This window comes from Candidatus Microthrix parvicella Bio17-1, assembly GCF_000299415.1.
GTDB classification, from domain to species: Bacteria; Actinomycetota; Acidimicrobiia; order Acidimicrobiales; family Microtrichaceae; genus Microthrix; species Microthrix parvicella.
Genome location: NZ_AMPG01000005.1, coordinates 20936 through 40731 on the forward strand (window position 1 = coordinate 20936; position 19796 = coordinate 40731).

Consider the following 19796-nt stretch of genomic DNA (forward strand, 5'->3'; position numbering starts at 1 on the left):
TGTCCCCTTCGTCCGAGCCGGTGCTGTCCGGCATGGCCAAGGGCAAGTACGGGGTCCGGCATCCTCCGGCTTCAGGTGCGGTCAGAAGCCGCACATTGGGGGTACGCTACCCGAACACACGTTCGTCAGGAGGTTACCCGGTGAGCCCAGCAACGAAACGCAGCGAGAAAAGTACTGGCGAGCCTACGGTGTTCGGCGTGCCGCTCGGTCCTGATCTTGTCGGAGCAGCGGCACCGCAGTCGCTTCTTGAACTCGCTCAGGCTGAGCCGCAGAAGGCATTTCCTGCGATAGCGAAGGATCCGGAGGCTTGCGCCCGCATTCAGAAGGCCGTCCAGGGGCTGCCGACGATCCATCGACTGCACAACGGCGACAGCCGGAGTATTGAGCTCGAGCCAGGGAGTGCCGATCTGGTCGTGACGTCGCCGCCCTATTGGACGCTCAAGAAATACAACGACCACGAAAGCCAACTCGGCGACGTCAACGACTACGACGACTTCCTCGACGAGCTCGACGAGGTGTGGCGCCGTTCCTACGACGCCCTCGTGCCGGGCGGCCGGATAGTCGTGGTGGTCGGGGATGTCAACGTGTCGAGAAGGCCTTCGGACGCCACCTTGTCTTCCCGCTGCACGCCAGCATCCAGGAGCGTTGCCGGGCGATCGGCTTCGACAACCTCGCGCCGATCATCTGGTACAAGATCGCCAACGCTCAGTACGAGATGGGAGGCAGTGGATTCTTCGGCAAGCCATACGAACCCAACGGTGTGGTCAAGAACGACATCGAGTACATCCTGTTTCAGCGCAAGCCTGGCGGGTACCGGAAGCCTGGGCTCGCAACGAAGCTGATGTCTGTGATCGCAGCCCCGGACCATACCGAGTGGTTTCAGCAGGTATGGCGCCTAGGTGGCGCATCGACGCGCGACCACCCCGCGCCTTTCCCCCTAACCCTGGCTGATCGGCTCGTTCGGATGTTCTCGTTCGTGGGTGACACGGTGTTCGACCCCTTCCTTGGTACGGGCACGACGGCGGCGGCCGCAGCGGGGTGTGGGCGAAACAGTGTTGGCTGCGAGGTGGATCCCGCCTATTTCGAGCAGAGCATCGAACGTGTTCGACAAGCCGTGGAGGCCACGAAGCAAACGGCCATGGGCCTCTCCGCATAACCGTGGCACGACGACCGATTGAGCCAACGGGATTGCCCCTCGTCGACGGTCTCCCCGCTCTTGAACGTCCCACGATCGAGAACTACTGCCTTGCGTCGGCTGAGTGCATCAGAGAGGCAACCGCTCTCGGCCCGAAGAAGGCGAAGGCAGCTCAGATACGGCTGTCGAACGCGCTGGGAGCAGTTACCTTGGCTGATCTTCGCGCACAAGGCATTACCCTTCCTGAGGCGTTTGCCGGCGGGCGTGAGGTAGGCGGGGCTTGAGAAGCGTCCGAGCAGACGTGTCGGAGATGACAACGAGGGATGGGCTGACCCTGGCCATCGAGATCAAACCGGTCCATCTCGCGGTTGGGCGTGCGATCTGGAATCGGTTCGGCGACGTCAGAACCTTCGCCGTAAACCTGCACCTCAAGTTTCCGTTCGCCGTGGTCGGAGGAATTCTGACTCTCCCGACGACTGAGCGGATCAAGTCTGGCAATGACGACGATTGGAAGTCGACTACTCACTTGGTCACGAGGGCGATCGGCCGCTTTATGCGAGCCGGGGGTCAATCCACAGAGGGCGATGCCTCCCATCTGATGGAGGGAATCGCGGTTGTTGCATTCGATCGGGAGACCAGCAACATCGAGCCGGATCTGCCGCCACCAGGCAGCGGTCTTCGATGGGAAGAGTTCATTGCAGCGATGGCCGAGGTCTACGACGCTCGCTTCGGCGACATCTGACTGATTGGTCGTCCGTGGGTGCAAGGTTGTCTCGGATGGTGCCCGCTCAGATTCCGAAGTCCTGGCTGGCGACCCGATCCGCTGCATCCGACTGCATCGGCGGCGTCACGTGGGTGTAGATCTTCCTCGTGATGTGAGTGGGGGAGTGATTGGGCCGGTCGCTGACGATCTTGATGTCGATGCCCACCTGAAGCGCCAGGCAACGCAAGGTATGACCCTCCGGCAGTTGTAGCCGCTTCTATTCGTCACATGGTACAGCCGTAGGTGTACTATCCGGCGATGACCAAAGGGCCTACGACTCACCCGATCGATCTTGATGCGCTGAGCCGGATTGGTCACGCCTTGGCGGACAACACCCGGCGTCGCCTGCTGGTGGAACTGCTCGACGGTCCGACCTATCCGAGCGACCTGATCGCCGCGCTCGGCCTGTCGAAGGCGAACGTGTCCAACCACTTGACATGCCTGCGGGGCTGCGGTCTTGTGGTGGCCGAGCCCGAGGGGCGTCGGGTCCGCTACCAGCTTGCCGACCCCCAATTCGCCGAGGTACTCCGGCGGCTGACCGAGCTTGCGTTGCCACCCGCGCACGGCTGCGAGCACGACACCGGAGGTCGCCGATGAGCGGCAGGGTTCCGGCGCCGCTCGCTGAGCGTCTCGACGCGAACCTGGGGGACGCCCGCCTCGTCGCGTCGAACGGCGACGTCGATCGGGCATGGATGCTGCTCGAAGAGGCTCACGTGCTGTCGCAACCTTGGGCGTGGCCACACGTGCGGGTGCACCTGGCGATGCTCGCGTTGGGTTGGCGCCTCCGGGACTGCACCGAGGTGGTCGGACAGGCGCTGCGAGTGTTGGTCGCCGGGCCGGGTTCGCTCACCGGTCGCTACCCGGAGGGCAATACGGGGCGGGCTGCGGAGCCTGCCACTCGGCCGATGCCGGTGCCCGACCACCTGCGAGAACTGCTGGAGCTGCGACGTGGCTGACGCCTGTTGCGCCGACGACACAACCGCCGACCCGCCGGAAGACGGGGGCGGGCCGACGTCGTTGTGGGAGGTGCGCGATGCTCGAATCGCCGCCGCATCCGGAGGCCTCCTCGCTGCAGGGCTGATCGCTGGTGGGCTCGACGCGTCGACCGCGGCGACGGTTCTGTTCCTGGCCGGGCTGGTCGTCGGTGGCTCCACCTTCATCCCCGACGCGGTTCGGGCGCTGGGTCGAGGCAAGCTTGGCGTCGCGACCCTCATGACGATTGCCGCAATCGGCGCGGTGGTGCTCGGCGAGTTCGGTGAAGCCGCGTCGCTTGCGTTTTTGTTCTCGATCTCCGAGGCACTGGAGGGCTGGGCGTTGGCTCGCACCCGCCGTGGTCTGCGGGCGCTGCTGGCACTCGTCCCCGAACGCGTCACGGTCGAGCGCGACAACGCCACCGCCGTCATCGGCCCGACGGAGCTGATCCCGGGCGATGTCATCGTGCTGGCTGCGGGGGAGCGACTGCCGACCGACGGCACCGTGCGTGCGGGCACGTCGGTGGTCGACCTGTCGGCCATTACCGGCGAGTCGGTCCCCGTCGATGTCGGGCCGGACGACACGATCTTTGCCGGTGCGGTCAACGGTGGCGGACTTCTGCGAGTCGAGGCGACGGTCGCCACCAAGGACAGCTCCCTCGCCCGGATCGTGCACCTGGTCGAGGAGGCACAAGACCGCAAGGCTCATGCCCAGCGGCTGGCCGAGCGCATTGCGCGTCCCCTCGTCCCGGCGATTCTCATCGTGGCGACCGGTATCGCACTGGTCGGGTCGGCGCTCGGCGATCCCGGCGTCTGGGTCGGGCGGGCCCTGGTCGTGTTGGTCGCAGCCGCTCCCTGCGCCTTCGCCATCTCCGTCCCGGTCACCGTCGTCGCGGCGGTGGGCGCCGCTTCCCGCATGGGCGTGCTGATCAAGGGCGGCGCCGCTGTCGAGGCGCTCGCCAGGGTCCGCGTCGTGGCGCTGGACAAGACCGGCACGCTCACTCGCAACACGCCGACGGTCATTGCGTCGATTCCGTCCGCCGGAACCCCCCAGGGCGACCTGGTTGCGGTCGCGGCGGCCCTGGAACGCCACAGCGACCACCCGTTTGCCACCCCCATCATGTCTGCCGCCAGCGACCTGCTGGTCAGTATCGAGGCCGACGAGGTCCAGGCCATCGCCGGCAATGGCATCACCGGTCTGGTCGACGGGCGGCCGGCGCGCCTCGGTAAACCCGGGTTTGTCGACACCACCGCCATGGACGGCACGGTGCAATCACTCCAGGAGGAAGGCGCCACGGTGGTCGCGGTCGAGCACGATGGGCGCCTGCTCGGGGTCATCGCGGTCCGCGACGAACTCCGTCCGGAGGTCTCGAGGGTCATCGAGCGACTGCGCGCGCTGGGAATTGGCCGCATCGTCATGCTTACCGGCGACAACCAGCGGACCGCGTCGGCGCTTGCATCCGAGATCGACCTTTAGGAGGTCCACGCCGGGCTGCTCCCCGAGGACAAGGTGGCCATCGTCGATGCGCTCCAGGGGGAGTACGGACCGGTTGCCATGGTTGGTGATGGCATCAACGACGCGCCGGCGCTCGCCACCGCCAGCGTCGGCATCGCCATGGGAGCGATGGGCAGCGACGTCGCCATCGAGGCCGCCGACGTGGCCCTCATGGGCGAGAGCCTCGATCACCTCGCCGACGCGCTCGACCACGCTCAGCGGGCCGGACGGATCATGGCTCAGAACCTGGCCCTGTCCGCCCTCATCCTGGTCACCCTCATCCCGTTGGCCGCTTTTGGCGTGCTCGGCCTTGCTGCTGTCGTCGTCACGCACGAACTCGCCGAAGTGGTTGTGATCGCCAACGGGGTCCGCGCCGGCCGCCGGCGAAGCGATGACGCGCGCGATGAGAATGCGTTGCTCCGCTCGTCACAGGTTGCGACCACGAGCCCCGCTCGGAGGAACCCATGGGCAAGCTCATCTACGCAATCAACACCTCGCTGGACAGCTTCACGGAGGACCCCACCGGCGCGTTCGACTGGTCGGTCCTGACGAGGACGTACATGAGTTCTACAACGACCTGATACGCGGCGTCGGCACTCAACTGCTTGGGCGTCGCTTGGCAGGAGGTGCTCTTACCGGTTGCGCTCGGCGCCGGAAAGCCGGCCCTCCCGACCAATCTGCGGCTGGAGTTCGAACTCCGAACAGGTGACGATGGACAAATTCGTCAAAGCAGCAACGGCGCACTTGCCGAACTTCTTCAACATTCGCGCCAACATGAAACCCAGGATGGGGCCGCTTACCTTCTCGCCGAGCCCGCCCGGCTTTCGCCCGATGTCCATTGCCATCGTCCACTCCACCCGACAGCGGCCGGCGTTGAAGCGGAAGGCCATCCGCGTGCCGTGCTTGAAGGCGATGAGCTCCTCGTGCCCGACCAGCCCGCCGATCATGTGGACGTCCCGGGTGGAGCCGACCTCGTCGGGCGTGGCCATGACCTCCACGCTCGTTCGATGGACGGTTGGCGCGGTGTCGAAGGACTCGAGATCACGTCGTCGGTGTGCTCGGGCTCGCTGGCCCACACCCGTTCGCCGGGCGTGGTCATGCGGGCGCCGATGGCCTGCTTCATGGTCTCTTGGCTGGTCATCACGTCCTCCTGAGCTCGGCGTCGCACGCGTCCCGCACCGGGTACTGGAGCCAGGTGGTCCGTCACGCTTCAACTGGGACCGACCACCGACTGCTAGGTCGCCACCCACGGTTTGCTCCTCCGACGGTTCCGGAGGTCGCTCTTGTCTCCCGCACTTTCACAAAAACCGCTACTCTCCGTCGCACGTCATCGTCATGTGGCTGGTGCCCAGGTGTGCGTAGGGCCGGACCATCCGGTTGATCCAAAGATCTCAAGCGAGGGAACGGCGTGACTCAATCTGATTCGGGACCGATGGCCGCGGGCGGCAAGCCCGACCCGACCGCCATTCTCCTGGACCGCAGCTACCTGGCGCTGTTGCTGCTTGGTGCGCTGCTCGGCGCACCGGTAGCCGTCGTCGGGCTGTACTTCCTGAAGGTCGTGGCCGTGGCGCAGACCTGGGTGTTCACGACCTTGCCGACGGACCTCGGTGTCGGCCAGGCGGCCTGGTGGCCCCTGATCCCGCTGACCCTGAGCGGTCTGGTGGTGGGACTCTCGATCCACTACCTGCCGGGTACCAGCGGCCACAAGCCGGCCGAAGGGTTCAAGGCGTCCGGGGCCACCCAGCCGATGGAGTTGCCGGGCGTCATCCTCGCCTCGTTGGCGACCCTCTGTCTGGGCGCCGTGCTCGGCCCTGAGGCGCCGCTGACCGCCATCGGCGGCGGAATGGGCGTGCTCGCCGTCCGGCTCGCCAAGCGCGACGCCCCGGCCCAGGCCACCATGGTGATTGCTGCGGCAGGAAGCTTCGCCGCAGTCAGCACGCTGCTGGGCTCCCCCCTGGTCGGAGCCTTCCTCATGCTCGAGATCATCGGCATCGGCGGGCCGCTGATCGGAGTCGTCCTCGCACCAGGTCTGCTCGCTGCGGGCATCGGCTCCCTCGTGTTCGTGGGGGTCGGACGCTGGACGGGCTTCGGCACCATGAGCCTGGCGATCCCGGGCGTCCCCTCGTTCGACAAACCCACCCTGGGGGAGATGCTCTGGGCGATCGGGATCGGGCTTGCCGCGGCCGTCGTCGGCTCGCTCATCAAGCGTGGCGCGCTCTTCCTGCAGCCCATCGTCGAGCGCCGCATCCTGCTGCTCACCCCGCTCATCGGTCTCGCCGTCGGCGGCCTGGCCGGATTGTTCCAGCTGTCGACCAACCGGAGTTACTCGCTGGTGCTGTTCTCCGGCCAGTCCGCGCTGCCAGGCCTGATCCAGGACTCCGCCAAGTGGAGCGCAGGAGCCCTCGTCGCGCTCATGGTCTTCAAGGGGCTCGCCTACAGCATTTCGCTCAGCGGCCTACGCGGCGGGCCGACCTTCCCCGGCATGTTCATCGGAGCGGCGGGAGGGATGGCGTTGTCCCACCTCGCCGGGCTCCCGATGATCTCCGGCGTCGCCATGGGGATCGGCGCCATGACCGTCGCCATGCTCGGGCTGCCCCTGACCTCGGTCCTGCTCACAGCGGTGTTTCTGCAGGCAGACGCCGTTGCCCTGATGCCGTTGATCATCATCGCCGTCGCCGTCTCGTACGTCGCCTCTGTCCATCTCACCCCTGCATTACCTGGCGATCCGGTTGATGCGGCGGCAGCGCCCTCCTCGGCCTGAGCCCGGAATGCCGGCTGCGGGCTACCGGTAGGTCGGCGTCCGATCCTGCTCGGCCGGAGCGTTTGGCTGTGGGACGGGCTGGATTGTTTGGAGCAGCACTACGACGTGGCGGCGGTCTCGATCCCCTGCGGCTGTAGAGTCCGCACGGTGGGAAGAAAACGAATCGCCGTCGGTGTCGGCGTCGCGATGGCCGCACTCATCGGTGTGGGGGTGTACCTGACCCTCCGAGACAACGCTGAGCCGGTCGGTATCGAAGCGGCCAAAGAACGGATTGCCGAGGCCGCTGCTCCGAAGGGTTCCGCTGAGAGCCGCCGGCCCGAGCCGGGCGTGTACCGCTACGAGGGGTTCGGAACCGAGTCGCTCTCGACCCCGCCACTGTCACAAGGGCAGGGGCCGACCATGCCGGGCACGGTCGAGCTGGGCGACGATGGCTGCTGGACGTTTCGCATCGACTACAGCACCAACCACTGGCAGAGCTGGGATCAGTGCCCACAGGGCGACGACGTGGTCGAGACGGGCGGCAAGGCGTGGCAGCGATGGATGATCGGTCCGACCGCCATCACCAACCTCAGCGACTTCACCTGCGCCGACGGCGCCATGCGCCTCCCGGCGGACCCGGAGGACGACCAGGAGTGGACCGCCCGCTGCACCGGCACCAACGAGGCCGTCGAAGGCGAGGCGGTCTCGGAGGGCACCTACCGCTTCATCGGCGAGAAGAAGATCAAGGTGGGCGACGCAACCGTCACGGCACACGGCTTCGTCAGCGAACGCACGATGTCCGGTGCCCAGACCGGCATAGAACGCAACGAGATGTGGTTCGCAGCGGACACCGGCCTTCAGGTCCGCAACGAGCGCACGGCCGAAGTGCGCACCGATACACCGATCGGTGAGTCGACCTACACTGAAACCGGGGAGTTCCATCTGGTATCGGTCGACCCTGGCTGAGGCACCACGCGGCTCGCTGACACCCGACGGTGCTACGAGGGCACGTCAACGCTGTCGCCGGCAGGATCGCTTCGCCCGGTCTCCACGAGGAGTCGATCCATCAGCTGTCCGAGGTGCTTCTGGATTTCGTCGTTCATCGCCAACTCGAGTTCCTCGGCAACGACGCCCGCCGCCAGGGGACGCAGCGCTTGTACGACTTCGATCAGCGCAGCCTGATGTCCCGAGTCGTTGCTGGCCAACGCGGACTCGGCATCCTGGGCGACCCGGTCGGCCACGAGCATGACCAGCTTGTGAGCGATGGGCTGAAGGCCCGCGGCGAGCTCGCCGCTCATGGCGATTGCGGCATCGAGCGGGACGCCGGCTTCCACGAGGTCCCGGCCGGCGCGAAGCGCGCGGGGCTTGCGGACGCGGTAGCGGCGCTCGGGCAGCGGGACGTCGCCATCGAGGGGCTCGATCAGGCCGAGGCGTTCCGACGTGTCGACAAGCGTTCCGTCGGTGACCCCGTAATTCTCCATCAGTTCGGCACCGGTCAGCCCGTCTCCCGGCCTGCTGGGAAGCGGCTCCAAGAGCGCAGCCTCGACCCCGAGCAGTTCAGCGACGTCCACGCCCCGGGCCTGGCCCGAGAGCAGCTCGCCGATATTGGCCAGGGTGTACCCGCGTTGGATCAGCTTGCTGATCAACAGCAGGCGATCGAGGTGGGAGTCGTCGTAGAGGGCAAGGCGCCCCCTGCGCTCCGGCGCTGGAAGCAAACCGTGGTCGCGGTAGGAGCGGATGTTGCGGACGGTCGTTCCCGCCTTGACCGCCAATTCCTCCGCTCGGTAATCCATCCGGTGATCGTACCTCATTCAACGTCGACAGTACAGACTGTCGACAGATGCGACATCGCACAGCGCAATAAGGGGCAATCTCAACTGATGCCATTCTGCTTGCGTGACAGTCGTAACTGTCAGGTATGGTGCGAGCCGCCGGCGAGTTTCTGGATGCGCCGCACGAGGGGGCCCCAATGCGCTTCAGTGATGTTCGAGACCTTGCTCTCCCGCTGGGTCGGTTGTCGGCCTGGGTGGCTTCGGAGGCCACCCTCGCCCGTGCGGCCGCCCAGACTGCGGACCCTCGTGGTCCGTCCCACAATCAGCACGGACACATCAGCGACGCGCTGGCCCGGCGGGTCGACCCTGAATTGCTCGACCTCGGCATGGAGTCAATAGGCGCATCGGGCAAGGCCCCCGCTACCGGGTGGTTGGGCGTTGCCTTCGAGGTGCCAACGGCCGATGGTGGCTGTCTGCAGCGGGCATTTGAGGGGTGGGTGAGCCGTCATGAAACCCTCCGCAGTGGCTTCCGACCCACCGGCGTCGGCATCACCGACGTGGAGTTCGAGCGCATGACCTTGGGTCCCGATGAGGTGCGTTTCGACGAGGTCGACCTTGGCGCGTGCACCGATGCCACCACGCTTGCGGACACGCTCGACGATCTCTTCAACAGATCCACCGATGCCGTCAGCTGGCCGGCCTACGCCTTCGCGGCCATCAGGTCATCGAAGGGCACCACGGTGGTGATGGCGTTCGATCACGTCAACATCGACGGGTACTCGATCCTCCTTTCGGTCAGCGAAATCCGAGAACTCATCGACGCCGATCGCGAGGGGCGGCCGGCCCAACTCGCCCCGGTGCCGAGCTACCTCGACTTCGTACAGGACGAGTTGGCACTGGCCTCGGAGGCCTCGGCATCCCACGTTGCCGTCGACACGTGGCGAGAGTTCATCGGTGACCGCGGCACGCTCCCTCGGTTCCCGCTTCCGGACGGGCTGCCGCCGGGCTCGCAGGTTCCTCAAGAGGCGCGCTGCATCCCGATCATCACCGAGGTTCAAGCATCTGCGTTCGGCGCCTGGTGTCGAGCCAACGGTGCCAGCGCCGCAACCGGATTTCTGGCGACCATGTCGCTGGCCTTCACCCGGCGCGCCCAGCAGATCGCCGCCGAGCGGGGCATCGAGACGGCGCCCGATGTGGTCGGCTTTCGTTCCCTCGTCTCGACCCACACCCGTCACTCGCCACACTGGGCCGAGTCAATCGGTTGGTTCACGGCGATCGCCCCCTTTGCCGTGGAGTATCCGGCCGACCGGGAACTGATCGACGTCCTGGCCCTGGCGAACGAATCGTGGACGACCGCCAAGCAAGGTGCCGGGCTTCCCATGCCCCGCATCAGCGACCTGCTCGACGCACCGCTTCAGCCTCGGTTCGTGCTCTCCTACCTGGACGCCAGGTTCAACCGCAGCGCCGACCGCTGGGATGACTGGAAGGCCCACGCGCTCATCGGTGACGTCGGGCCGACCGACGAGGTGTACGCCTGGATCAACCGGATGCCCACGGAGACCTACCTCACCTGGCGCTTCCCCGGCAACGAGGTCTGCGGCGCCGAGGTCGAGGCCGTCACCAAATTGATGGCACAGATCATCCTCGAAACCCTGTCGCTCGGGTCCGAACCCATCCGCACACCCGTCGAAAGCAGCGCGCAATGGTAGTGATGGCACGTCTCAGCGACCACCCCACACAGGGCGGGCAGGTGGTGGATTGGACGCCCAGCCAGGCAACCCTCGACGCCATGGCCGTGGCGCCACCGACCGGCGTGATCCCGTCAATGATGCAGGCGGCACACCTCGCCCTCGCCAAGAGTAAGACCCGCGAGGGCTACACCGACAGCAGTTGGTTGTGCGTCGCCTTCGAACTGCCCGGCCAATTCGACGTCGACGCATGGACGCGGACGATCAACTTCTGGCTCGGCCGTCACGGCGGGATGCGCAACTGGTTCACCGCCGATGGTGACAGCGAGGACACGCCGATCGAGCGTCACGAGTTGGCACCTGAGGACGTTACCTTTGCGCCGACCTTCCACCCCGACGAGGTCACCGCCGAGGGGATGCTCGACCACGTCCGCCGGCAGATGGACGTGTGGGCAGTGCCGCTGGGGCGCTTCGGCTACACGTTCACGGCGGTCGTCGGGGACGAGAAGACCATCATCTACTTCGGGGCTGATCACAGCTACACCGACGGCGTGTCCGTCCTCCTGTCGCTGTGGGAACTCTCCACGATCTACGACTGCGAGCGGGCGGGCACCACGCCCGAGCTTCCCGAGGTGGGCTCCTACCCCGACTACTGCATCGAGGAACGTGAACGGGCCGACGGATTCACCGCCGAGTCCAAAGGGGTGCAGGATTGGCTGTACTTCTTCATGCGCGGTGGCGACCTGCCCCGGTTTCCGGTCGACCTTGGAATGTTGCCGGGTGTCAAGGTCCCGCTGGTCCCCGTCTACCAGGAACTGCTCAACGCCGAGCTGGATGACGGCTACGAGAAGGCGGTCAAGGAACTGGGCGGGACCTACGCCGGTGGGCTCTACGCGGCCTGCGCCATGGCCGCCCACGAGATGGCGGCTGCAACCTCGTATCGGTGCCTGAACCCGGTGCACAGCCGCTGGTCCGACGAATGGGTTGCGGCCATGGGGTGGTTCATCAACCTGGTTCCGCTCCACGTCGACATCGAACCCGACGACACGTTCGGTTCGCTGGCGCGCCGAACGCGTCAGGAGTTCCGCGATACCAAGGCGGCCGGGGATGTCCCCACCCTGCGGGTAGCCGAGATCCTGTCCGAGTACATGGACTTCGACGCCGACTCGTCGGACCGCCCGCCGATCATGTCCTACCTGGACGGCACCATGATCCCGGGCCACGAAAAGTGGCTCGACCAGAACTTTTGGGGCCTCACCGGCGCCGGCGACGACGACGACGTGTACGTCTGGATGATGCGGATGCCCGGGAGCACCTACGTCACCGCCAGCTGCCCCGACACGCCACAGGCGGTGCACGCGGTGACGAGCTACTTCGCCCGCGTCGCCGAGATCCTCCAAGAGGTGGCCCGCACCGGCGGAGACGTACCGATGGGTCCGGCCGCCATCCTCCAGCCCCCGGTTGCCTGAGGTCGTCTCGTGGAATTCACTGCATCCCATCGCTTCGACCGACCGCTCGACCAGGTTTCGGCCGCGTTTCTCGACCCCGACGCGCACGTCGGCCGGTACGACCTGGCGGGGGATCGGGAGATCGGGATCCTGCGCGTGGAGGCGGGCGATGACCTCCTCGACCTGACAACCGTCCGAACGGTCGAGGGTGACGTGCCCGCCATGGCCCAGCGAATCGTCAAGGCCACCAACACGATCACCACGACGGAACGGTGGAAGCGTGCCGATGGAGGGTGCACTGGGCAATCGACGATGGAGGCGAGCAACGTTCCGGGCACCGCCACCATGGAGGCGACGATCGAGGCGGACGGCGACAGTGCGTGCGTCTACACGATCGTGCTCACCCTTGCGATGAAGGTGCCGTTGATCGGCGACCGGTTCGTCACCCTGATGCGGCCGAAGGTCATGGAGATCATCGACGCAGAGTTTGAGGCTTGGGACCGGTGGTTCGCCCGCTCCGACGTGGCGTGAGCCCGGCTATTGAGGCCTGCGGCCTGACCAAGCGGTACGGGGACGTCCAGGCCCTCGACGGGGTCGACCTGGTCGTTCCCCACGGCACCGTGTTTGGGCTGCTTGGACCGAACGGCGCCGGTAAGACGACGGCCGTCCGGGTGCTCACCACCACCGTCCGGCCCGATGCCGGCACGGCGACGGTGCTCGGCGTCGACGTGCGCAGGCACCCCCAGCACGTCCGCTCGATGATCGGCCTGGCCGGCCAGTACGCGGCGGTGGACGAGCGGCTGACCGGACGCGAAAACCTGGTGCTGATCGGCCAACTCACTCATCAGCCGAGGTCGCAACTGAAGGCCCGCGCCGACGAGCTGTTGGAGCTGTTCCGGCTGACCCGCGCCGCCGACCGGCCGCTCTCCGGGTTTTCCGGTGGCATGCGGCGTCGCCTCGACCTGGCGGCGTCGCTGGTGCACCGGCCATCGGTGCTGTTCCTCGACGAGCCGACCACCGGGCTCGACCCACGCAGCCGCAACGACCTGTGGGCCATGATCCGCCGGCTGGTCGGGGACGGAACCACGGTGCTGCTCACCACCCAGTACCTGGAGGAGGCCGAACAACTCGCCGACAGCGTCGCGGTCATCGATGAGGGCCGGGTGATCGCCAAGGGCACTGTCGCCGACCTCAAGGCCTCACTTGGGGCCACTGTCATCGAAGTTTCGTTCGCCGACCCGTCGACGGCGGCGGCCGCCCTGCCCGCAGTGCGCACCGTCATCCCCGATGCGGAGGTGGACGACCTGATGGTGCTCGGCCCGGTCACCGGGGGAGCCGAACGGGCCATCGAGGTGATCCGGGCCCTCGACGCCGCTCGGCTGTCGCCTACCGGGTTGACCGTGCGTGAGCCAAGCCTCGACGACGTATTTCTGCAACTCACCGGCCACACCACGGCCGCCGACATCGACCCGGACCTGGCGTCGGCCGGAGCCAGGCGATGACGGCCACACAGGCCGTTGCGGACGACACGGCCGACGACAGCGTCGGGTTCGTCTTCGCCATCTTCGACACCCTGGCGCTGACCAAGCGCAACCTGCTGCACCTGGTGCGCGAGACCGGGCTGCTGGTGTTCACCTTCTTGCAGCCCGTGATGTTCGTGCTGTTGTTCCGGTACGTCTTCGGCGGCACGCTCGGCCAGGTGCTGGGCATGGACTACGTCAACTACCTGCTGCCGGGGATCTTCGTGCAGGCGGTCGCCCTCGGGTCGGTGTCCACCGCCATCGGCCTCGCCGAGGACTTCGGCGGCGGCCTGATCGAACGGTTCCGCTCGCTGCCGATGGCCCCCATGTCGGTGCTGGCGGCCCGCACCCTGGCCGACCTGGTGCGCAACATCGGCATCGTCGTGGTGATGTTGCTCGTCGGCATGGCGATCGGCTTTCGCCCGAATGACGTCATCGGCGTGGTCAAGGGCAGCCTGCTCGTCCTGGCGTTTGCGTTCTCGCTGTCCTGGCTGATGGCGCTCGTCGGGCTGCGATCCACGTCGGCCGAGGAGGCCCAGTCGATCGCCTTTCCCGTGCTGTTGCCGCTCACCTTCGCCAGCTCGGCGTTCGTGCCGGTCAACTCGATGCCGGGGTGGCTGCAGGCCTTCGCCGCCCACCAGCCCGTCACCATCGTCGTCAACGCCTGCCGGGGGCTGATGCTGGGCCCCGAAGCGGCCCAGGCCCTCCAGGATTCCGGCTCCTTCACCACGACGACCACCGGGTACGTCTTGCGGTCGCTGCTGTGGGTCGCGGCGATCCTCGCCGTCTCGGTCCCGCTGGCGATCCGTCAGTACAACCGGACCTGACGCTGCATGGAGACGGCCTTGGACGACCGCATCGATCTCATGGACCAGGGGTCGTTCCTCGGGTTGCGGGCCCTCGGCCACCAGCCGGTCTTCCTCGCAACGTGGACCTACGACCGGCCGGTCGACCTCGAGGCCCTGCGGCGCGTCAACGACAACCTCTGTCACACGTTGGCGGGACGGCTGGTCGAGCGCTCCCCGCTCCCGGGCGGGCGGCACCGTTGGGTGGCGGTCGACCGTGCTCCCAACCTCGTCGTCGAAGCCACGCCCCGGCCGCGAGACCAGGTGTTCGGCTGGACTTCGGAGTTCGGTGACCGTGGTACCGATCCCGAGCACGGTCCGGGCTGGAGGATCGGGGTGCTCTCGCTGACCGACGGCGGTTCGGCCGTGGCGTTGGCCATCCCGCACACGCTTGGTGATGGCCTGTGCGTGCTCCAGGCGATCACCGATGCGGTCGAGGGTCGACAGCGCCGCCCGGCCTACCCCCGGAGGGGCGCCCGTCGACGCAGCCGCGTGTTGTGGGCCGATCTTTTGGCGTTCGTCCGAGAACTGCCGGCCGTTCTGCGTGCCGTGGTCGCCGGCATGCGGGTCGCTCGGGCCCAGGCGGCCCCGAAGGCTTCCGGCAAGGCGACCGGCTTCTCGGCCACCACCACTCGCATTGCGTCTGAACCGACGAGCGGCACCTTTCGCGTGCCCGTCGCGTGCGTCCGGGTGAACCAGGCCGACTGGGACGCTGCCGCAGCCGACCGTGGCGGCACCAGCAACACGCTCGTGTCCGCGATCGCCGCCCGCCTCGGGGAGCGGTTCGAGCGAACCGGGGCCGACGGCATGGTCACCCTGGCCGTCCCGGTGAGCGTGCGCGTCGATGGCGACACTCGCGCCAATGCCCTCGACGGAGCCACCATCCGGATCGACCCCATGGGCGTGGTCGATGACCTCACCGGGCTACGCGCCGCCACCAAGGCGGCCCTCGTGGCCGTGGCCGAACAGTCACACAACCTGACCGCCGCCCTTCCGCTGACGCCGCTGATGCCCGCCACCGTCGTCCGCCGGAGCGAGGCGATCGCCATGGGCGCGTCCGCCCTGCCGGTCGGCTGCTCCAACTACGGCGACCTGCCCGCCGCAGTCGTCCGCATCGACGGCCGGGACTCGAGCGACTTCTGGGTGCGCCTGATCGAGCCGGGCCAGGGGCCGGCCGACCTCGACCGCATCGGCGGTCAGTTGTACGTGCTCAGCGGCCGGGCGCTCGGCAACGTCTTCCTCTCGATTGTCGCCCGCCCGGTGGGCGGTGGCCTCGACGACGACGAACTGCACCGCCACGTCGCCGCCACGCTCGCCGAGTTTGGCCTCAGCCCGACGGCGGTCACCCGCTGACTCAGATGTCTGACCAAAGGCGCGCATCGACGTAGCGCTCAAGGTGCGTGACGTTCGTGGTTGCGACAACGATCGTTTCGCCTGGCTCCTCGGCCTGAAGGGCCTGTGCCTGGGCGGCGAGGATGACGTCACCATCAAGGGCTGCATCCCGGGCTGTTGGGAGTCCGCTGTTTCGTGCTTCGGCCCAGAGGCTGGCGGCGATCCGCATCATGGCGGTTGATAAGGGCAGGTAGCCGAGGCCGGTGCCGAGTCTTTCGAGCCGCTCGATGCCGGCGTGTTTCCCTGACCGTTCGAGTTCTCGGCGAACTTCATAGTCAGAGACTTCCGCCACGATGAGGCGGTCGCCGGCGTCGATACGGGTCCGTGCCCACGTTCGGGCATCGTGGGCAGGCCCTTTGGCACTCGGGTTGCTCACGAGGCCGAGGGGTCCGCTGTCGAGAATGATCAGCACGCTAGAACGGTCGACCCTCGGATCGGCGCGTCGCAGCCAGCGCATCCATGAGCGCCCGACCGGTCGACTGTCGTTCGCTGTCCTCGCCGATCTGGCCGACGGCGTCGATCGCTGCGAGCGCACCGGCCGCATAGTCGTCACCTGCGGCTGGGCCGGGGGCGAAGCGTTCGGCTTTCGTGAAGTGCGAGGCCCCCTTCACGGCGCCCTTTCGACCAGTGGACCGCCAACCCAGCTTCGCCATCTTGAGCTTCACGGCGACGCCCACAGACTGACGAAAGCGGAAGCCGGGAGGACCAGAGACGAGAATGCGTTCGATCGTCGGGTCTGCCTCGATGAACCGAACAACTCCGGCGAGGGCGGGCAGGTTGTGCATCTCTGCGTCGGCGAGCCGTTGTTCGTTAGCAGGCAAGTTCAGCAGGTCAAAGAGAATCCGAAATGCGTTCGGATTTGCCTCGAGCTCCGCCTGATACTTGGTCGCGTGAGGGTCGGCGTAGAAGTCGGCGGCGCCAATGCCTGTGCGAGTTGCAGTTTCCATGCCGGTACCTTAGATATCCCATAAGTGGATGTCTACACTTCGGCCCTCACAATCGGTTGCTCTGGGAGTGACGCGCAAGTTCGGGTCATGACGCATTGTCCGCCGGTACGATCGGCCGATGACTCGCCAAACCGGCACGTATCCCGTCGAGCTGGGCTTCCTCCCGGATGCGTTCGCGATTCCTGACGTCGAGCACCCCGGCTTGTTGCGAGTAGGCGAACGGGGAGCCGCCCCGTATGGGGGCGAGAGCGTGGAGCACCACGACTGTCCGACGACCGACTGCACTCATGTCGACGTCGACGTCGACCTGCTCGAAGCGGGCTTCGACACCGTCGACCTGGCGCCGTTCGCCGACCTTCAGCGTGTGCTGGAACGAATCGATGCGGCAGGCAGCCTGATCGAAGCTGACGCCGCGGCGGTGCAGGCGGCGCTGGAGGGAGCGGTGCTGCGGTGTGCCAGTGGGCTGACGCTGACGGTGCTGTACGTGGCCGATGAGGGGCAGTTCATGCGCACCGCCGGGCCGAACCGCATGTCGATGGTGCCGTCGCTGCCGACGGGCAAAAACGGCCACGGACCCGCCGATGCGGTACACGCCGACCAGGACGTGTTCGGCACGCCGATACGACAGCTGATGGGTGGCGACGGGCCCACGCTTTTCCGTCACGACTCACCCGGCGTCCACAATCACGAACCCTCGCTGATGCTGGTCAACCTGTGGATTCCGTTGCAGCAGATCACCCAGCCGCTGGTGTTCGCCGACGGGCGCAGCATCGACCGGGAGCGCCACCAGCTGCGCTACGGGCTGGCCACCAACTCGTTCCTCGAGCGGGAGGACGACGTTGACATCAACGACATCTGGATGTTCCTGCACGATTCGGGTCAGCGGTGGTTCTTCTGTTCGGACATGGACCACCGCTCCGCCTACGTGTTCAACACGTTGGGCACCGCGCACGGCGCCGGTGTGCTTCCGGGCGAGAGCGTTGCAGAACGCTGCTCCCAGGCACTGGAGGCGGGGGAGTCGGCGGTCGAGCGGGGCGACGCCCCCGGGCTGGTCGAAGCGCTGGGCGACCTCGACGGCACCAAAACACCCGAGCAGGCGACCCCGGCGCTGCGCCGGGCGATCGAGGGGATGCTCGCCTTGGCCGACGAGGCTCGGGCAGACGCGGAGGCGGTGTGCGGACCGGGGTCTCGGGACTGGGTGGCGAGCTCACGGGCAGCGCGTCGCAGCGTCGTCCGCAGATCGATCGAGTTGCGAGTCGTGGTATCGGTCAACCGGTAGCTGGTTCAGTCGGTCTCCTCAATACACATTCGGTCATTGAGGTGTGAAAGACCGCGGCCCGTGGCCAACCACCCAGACCTCCCAGCCGGTGTCGGGTGGCCACCTTTTGACGGGTGGTAGAACTGCTCCGTGGCATCCCTCGTATACACCCCCAGAGGCGTGACTGGATTTCATTGCGAACTGGTTTCTTCGATCGGGACCAGGCTGGAGATTGTTCAGACGGTTCCAGAGGAGCCCGATCAACTTGTCGGCGATCTTGGGCTGCGCAACAACCAGGCGATCGTCAAGAATCTCTCCGCATTCGCCAACTATGAGTTCCTAGCGCGCCGCCTCCGCAACGAGGAGACTCGTGCTAGCTATCGCAAACAAGCTGCCGGATTCGAAGAGACCTGCCTGAGCCTGTGTGAAATGGTCGAAGGTGCGGCCTTGACCGGACCGACTGGCTGGTGCTCAGCATGCTTTGCCAAAACAGAGCATCGTCAGGTGAAGGGCATGAGGCGTCCAACCCCCGCATATTTGTGCACCGGGTGTGGGGCGCCAATGACCCCCTGCGTGGCACCACGGTGCGACAACTTCGCCAATCGCCCGCTTCGAAGGATGGCTGCCCCATCGTTCTGTGCCGAGCATCGCCATGACATCCCGGGGTTCGACAAACTCGATCAGCCGTTGGAGTCGCTCGACAGATATGCCGATTGGCTCAGTTTCGAGAAGCCCAACCTTCGTCGCCTGACCCACGTCGCTATTGGTGCGGTGGGTAGCGCCGCAGCGATCGTTCCTGCCGCATTTCTGGCCGCGCCCGCCATCGGTGGTGCCATCGGTTCGATTTCCGGCCTGTCGGGAGCGGCGGCGACGAGCCACGGGCTTGCGGTTCTCGGTCTGGGACCCATCGCCACCGGCGGGTTCGGAATGGCTGGAGGCACCGTCGTAGTCACTGCCGCTGGGAGCGCACTGGGTGGCACTCTCGGCGGAGTGGCGACCTCCGCGTACGTCGGAGCCGACGACTCCTTCGCCATCGAGCAACTCGCCGAGGGAACTGGCTCGCCGGTGGTGTTCATCAGCGGATTCCTTACCGAGAGGACCACCGAATGGGACGGTTGGGGCAGGCTCATCCGCACGCGCTACCCCGAAGCGCCGATCTACCGAGTTCGGTGGGGAGCGAAGGAACTTGCTGCGATCGGATCCCTGGTGGGCTTCGGCGTGGCTAAGGAAGGATTCAAGAAGATCCTGCTCAAGCAAGCCCTGAGCGCCTCCACGAAGGCAGCCAGCAAACTGGGGCCTCTGTCTGGAGCATTCAATGCGGCCGGTCTGGCAAGCAATCCGTGGTCAGTCGCTCATGCTCGGGCCGGAATGACTGGGGCAGTCCTCGCTGACCTCATCAAACGAACCAACGACAACTTCGTCCTGGTCGGCCACAGCTTGGGCGCGCGGGTGGCCGTCACGGCGGCGCAAGCTCTAGGAACCAACTCGGTAGGCGAGCCGAGACTCCAGTCGATACACCTCTTGGGTGCAGCGGTGGACGATGCGGGCGACTGGCAGTCGCTCAACCACGCCGTCACCGACACAGTCTGGAACTACTGGTCACGCAACGACCAAGTGCTCGGTCGCGTTTATCGGGCAGCCCGAGTTGGCGGCGTGGCGGTGGGTCACTCGGGCTTCAACTCGAGCTTTGCTCGCATCAGAGATCGAGACGTCTCCAAGCAAGTTGCGAGCCACGTCTCCTACGTGGCGAATATCAAACTTCGCTAAGCGCACTGCCCACTCCGTAGTCCGAGTCGCCGTAGCGGACGAGGTCCGGCATGCT

Annotated in this window: 20 protein-coding genes and 2 pseudogenes; 17 read left to right on the forward strand and 5 right to left on the reverse strand. The window is 66.5% G+C overall.

What is annotated here, in order from left to right; genetic code table 11:
- Positions 1-32: 32 nt before the first annotated feature.
- The 3 genes and pseudogenes from MPARV_RS26175 to MPARV_RS0117035 form a co-directional block, all read left to right on the forward strand.
- Positions 33-533 (forward strand): annotated as a pseudogene (locus MPARV_RS26175) (hypothetical protein); the annotation flags it as partial.
- Between the two features lie 182 nt (positions 534-715).
- On the forward strand, positions 716-1156 hold the full coding sequence (locus MPARV_RS25710) for a DNA methyltransferase (RefSeq protein WP_420886286.1): 441 nt from the start codon (positions 716-718) through the stop codon (positions 1154-1156).
- A gap of 289 nt (positions 1157-1445) precedes the next feature.
- The gene (locus tag MPARV_RS0117035) at positions 1446-1877 is read left to right on the forward strand and encodes a hypothetical protein (RefSeq protein WP_031279026.1); all 432 of its coding nucleotides are present in this window, start codon (positions 1446-1448) and stop codon (positions 1875-1877) included.
- Between the two features lie 46 nt (positions 1878-1923).
- Here the strand turns inward: MPARV_RS0117035 and MPARV_RS24965 are convergent, their stop codons facing one another.
- Complete coding sequence (locus tag MPARV_RS24965) at positions 1924-2085, reverse strand: hypothetical protein (RefSeq protein ID WP_012228449.1); 162 nt, start codon at positions 2083-2085, stop codon at positions 1924-1926.
- 71 nt (positions 2086-2156) lie between these two features.
- Between MPARV_RS24965 and MPARV_RS0117045 the strand changes: the two genes are divergently transcribed.
- The 3 genes and pseudogenes from MPARV_RS0117045 to MPARV_RS25715 all read left to right on the forward strand — a co-directional run bounded on the left by MPARV_RS0117045 (position 2157) and on the right by MPARV_RS25715 (position 4913).
- Complete coding sequence (locus MPARV_RS0117045) at positions 2157-2495, forward strand: ArsR/SmtB family transcription factor (protein WP_012228450.1); 339 nt, start codon at positions 2157-2159, stop codon at positions 2493-2495.
- A complete protein-coding gene (locus tag MPARV_RS0117050; RefSeq protein WP_020379119.1) occupies positions 2492-2854 on the forward strand; it encodes a DUF3703 domain-containing protein in 363 nt (120 codons plus the stop codon). Before MPARV_RS0117045 ends, MPARV_RS0117050 begins: the two co-directional genes overlap by 4 nt.
- Positions 2847-4913, forward strand: a pseudogene (locus MPARV_RS25715) (heavy metal translocating P-type ATPase). The gene MPARV_RS0117050 and the pseudogene MPARV_RS25715 overlap by 8 nt, the downstream one beginning before the upstream one ends.
- Before the next feature lie 83 nt (positions 4914-4996).
- Here MPARV_RS25715 and MPARV_RS23035 read toward each other — a convergent pair.
- On the reverse strand, positions 4997-5353 hold the full coding sequence (locus MPARV_RS23035) for an SRPBCC family protein (protein ID WP_202948855.1): 357 nt from the start codon (positions 5351-5353) through the stop codon (positions 4997-4999).
- A gap of 18 nt (positions 5354-5371) precedes the next feature.
- Between MPARV_RS23035 and MPARV_RS25185 the strand changes: the two genes are divergently transcribed.
- From MPARV_RS25185 to MPARV_RS0117075, 3 genes are all read left to right on the forward strand, one after another.
- A complete protein-coding gene (locus tag MPARV_RS25185) occupies positions 5372-5518 on the forward strand; it encodes a hypothetical protein (protein ID WP_020379123.1) in 147 nt (48 codons plus the stop codon).
- Between the two features lie 254 nt (positions 5519-5772).
- Positions 5773-7125, forward strand: a complete 1353-nt coding sequence (locus tag MPARV_RS0117070; RefSeq protein WP_202948856.1) for a chloride channel protein — start codon at positions 5773-5775, stop codon at positions 7123-7125.
- A 147-nt stretch (positions 7126-7272) separates the two neighbouring features.
- Positions 7273-8070 (forward strand): hypothetical protein, encoded by a 798-nt coding sequence (locus MPARV_RS0117075; RefSeq protein ID WP_157789701.1) that lies wholly within the window; start codon positions 7273-7275, stop codon positions 8068-8070.
- 32 nt (positions 8071-8102) lie between these two features.
- On the opposite strand, the gene MPARV_RS0117080 is transcribed toward MPARV_RS0117075, so the two are convergent.
- Positions 8103-8897 (reverse strand): MerR family transcriptional regulator, encoded by a 795-nt coding sequence (locus tag MPARV_RS0117080; RefSeq protein WP_012228462.1) that lies wholly within the window; start codon positions 8895-8897, stop codon positions 8103-8105.
- Positions 8898-9073: 176 nt separating this feature from the next.
- Between MPARV_RS0117080 and MPARV_RS0117085 the strand changes: the two genes are divergently transcribed.
- The 6 genes from MPARV_RS0117085 to MPARV_RS0117110 are packed head-to-tail and all read left to right on the forward strand — an operon-like array spanning position 9074 to position 15730.
- Positions 9074-10585: a condensation domain-containing protein gene (locus MPARV_RS0117085; protein WP_172636597.1), complete on the forward strand. Its 1512-nt coding sequence runs from the start codon at positions 9074-9076 to the stop codon at positions 10583-10585.
- A gap of 2 nt (positions 10586-10587) precedes the next feature.
- Positions 10588-12033, forward strand: a complete 1446-nt coding sequence (locus MPARV_RS0117090; RefSeq protein WP_157789702.1) for a condensation domain-containing protein — start codon at positions 10588-10590, stop codon at positions 12031-12033.
- A 9-nt stretch (positions 12034-12042) separates the two neighbouring features.
- Complete coding sequence (locus tag MPARV_RS0117095; RefSeq protein ID WP_020379128.1) at positions 12043-12543, forward strand: DUF2505 domain-containing protein; 501 nt, start codon at positions 12043-12045, stop codon at positions 12541-12543.
- Positions 12540-13514 (forward strand): daunorubicin resistance protein DrrA family ABC transporter ATP-binding protein, encoded by a 975-nt coding sequence (locus MPARV_RS0117100; protein ID WP_040055721.1) that lies wholly within the window; start codon positions 12540-12542, stop codon positions 13512-13514. Before MPARV_RS0117095 ends, MPARV_RS0117100 begins: the two co-directional genes overlap by 4 nt.
- On the forward strand, positions 13511-14359 hold the full coding sequence (locus MPARV_RS0117105; protein ID WP_020379130.1) for an ABC transporter permease: 849 nt from the start codon (positions 13511-13513) through the stop codon (positions 14357-14359). The genes MPARV_RS0117100 and MPARV_RS0117105 overlap by 4 nt, the downstream gene beginning before the upstream one ends.
- A gap of 18 nt (positions 14360-14377) precedes the next feature.
- Positions 14378-15730 (forward strand): hypothetical protein, encoded by a 1353-nt coding sequence (locus MPARV_RS0117110; protein ID WP_157789703.1) that lies wholly within the window; start codon positions 14378-14380, stop codon positions 15728-15730.
- A 1-nt stretch (position 15731) separates the two neighbouring features.
- On the opposite strand, the gene MPARV_RS0117115 is transcribed toward MPARV_RS0117110, so the two are convergent.
- Positions 15732-16181 carry a PIN domain-containing protein gene (locus MPARV_RS0117115; RefSeq protein ID WP_020379132.1) on the reverse strand — a complete coding sequence of 150 codons (450 nt, stop codon included), beginning with the start codon at positions 16179-16181 and terminating at the stop codon, positions 15732-15734.
- A gap of 1 nt (position 16182) precedes the next feature.
- Positions 16183-16716, reverse strand: a complete 534-nt coding sequence (locus tag MPARV_RS0117120) for a hypothetical protein (protein WP_012228484.1) — start codon at positions 16714-16716, stop codon at positions 16183-16185.
- Between the two features lie 118 nt (positions 16717-16834).
- On the opposite strand from MPARV_RS0117120, the gene MPARV_RS0117125 reads away from it, so the two are divergent.
- Positions 16835-17995: a hypothetical protein gene (locus MPARV_RS0117125; protein ID WP_020379133.1), complete on the forward strand. Its 1161-nt coding sequence runs from the start codon at positions 16835-16837 to the stop codon at positions 17993-17995.
- A gap of 597 nt (positions 17996-18592) precedes the next feature.
- Entirely contained in the window at positions 18593-19741 is a 1149-nt protein-coding gene (locus tag MPARV_RS0117130; protein ID WP_020379134.1) for a DUF726 domain-containing protein, read from the forward strand.
- Positions 19742-19796 lie beyond the last annotated feature (55 nt).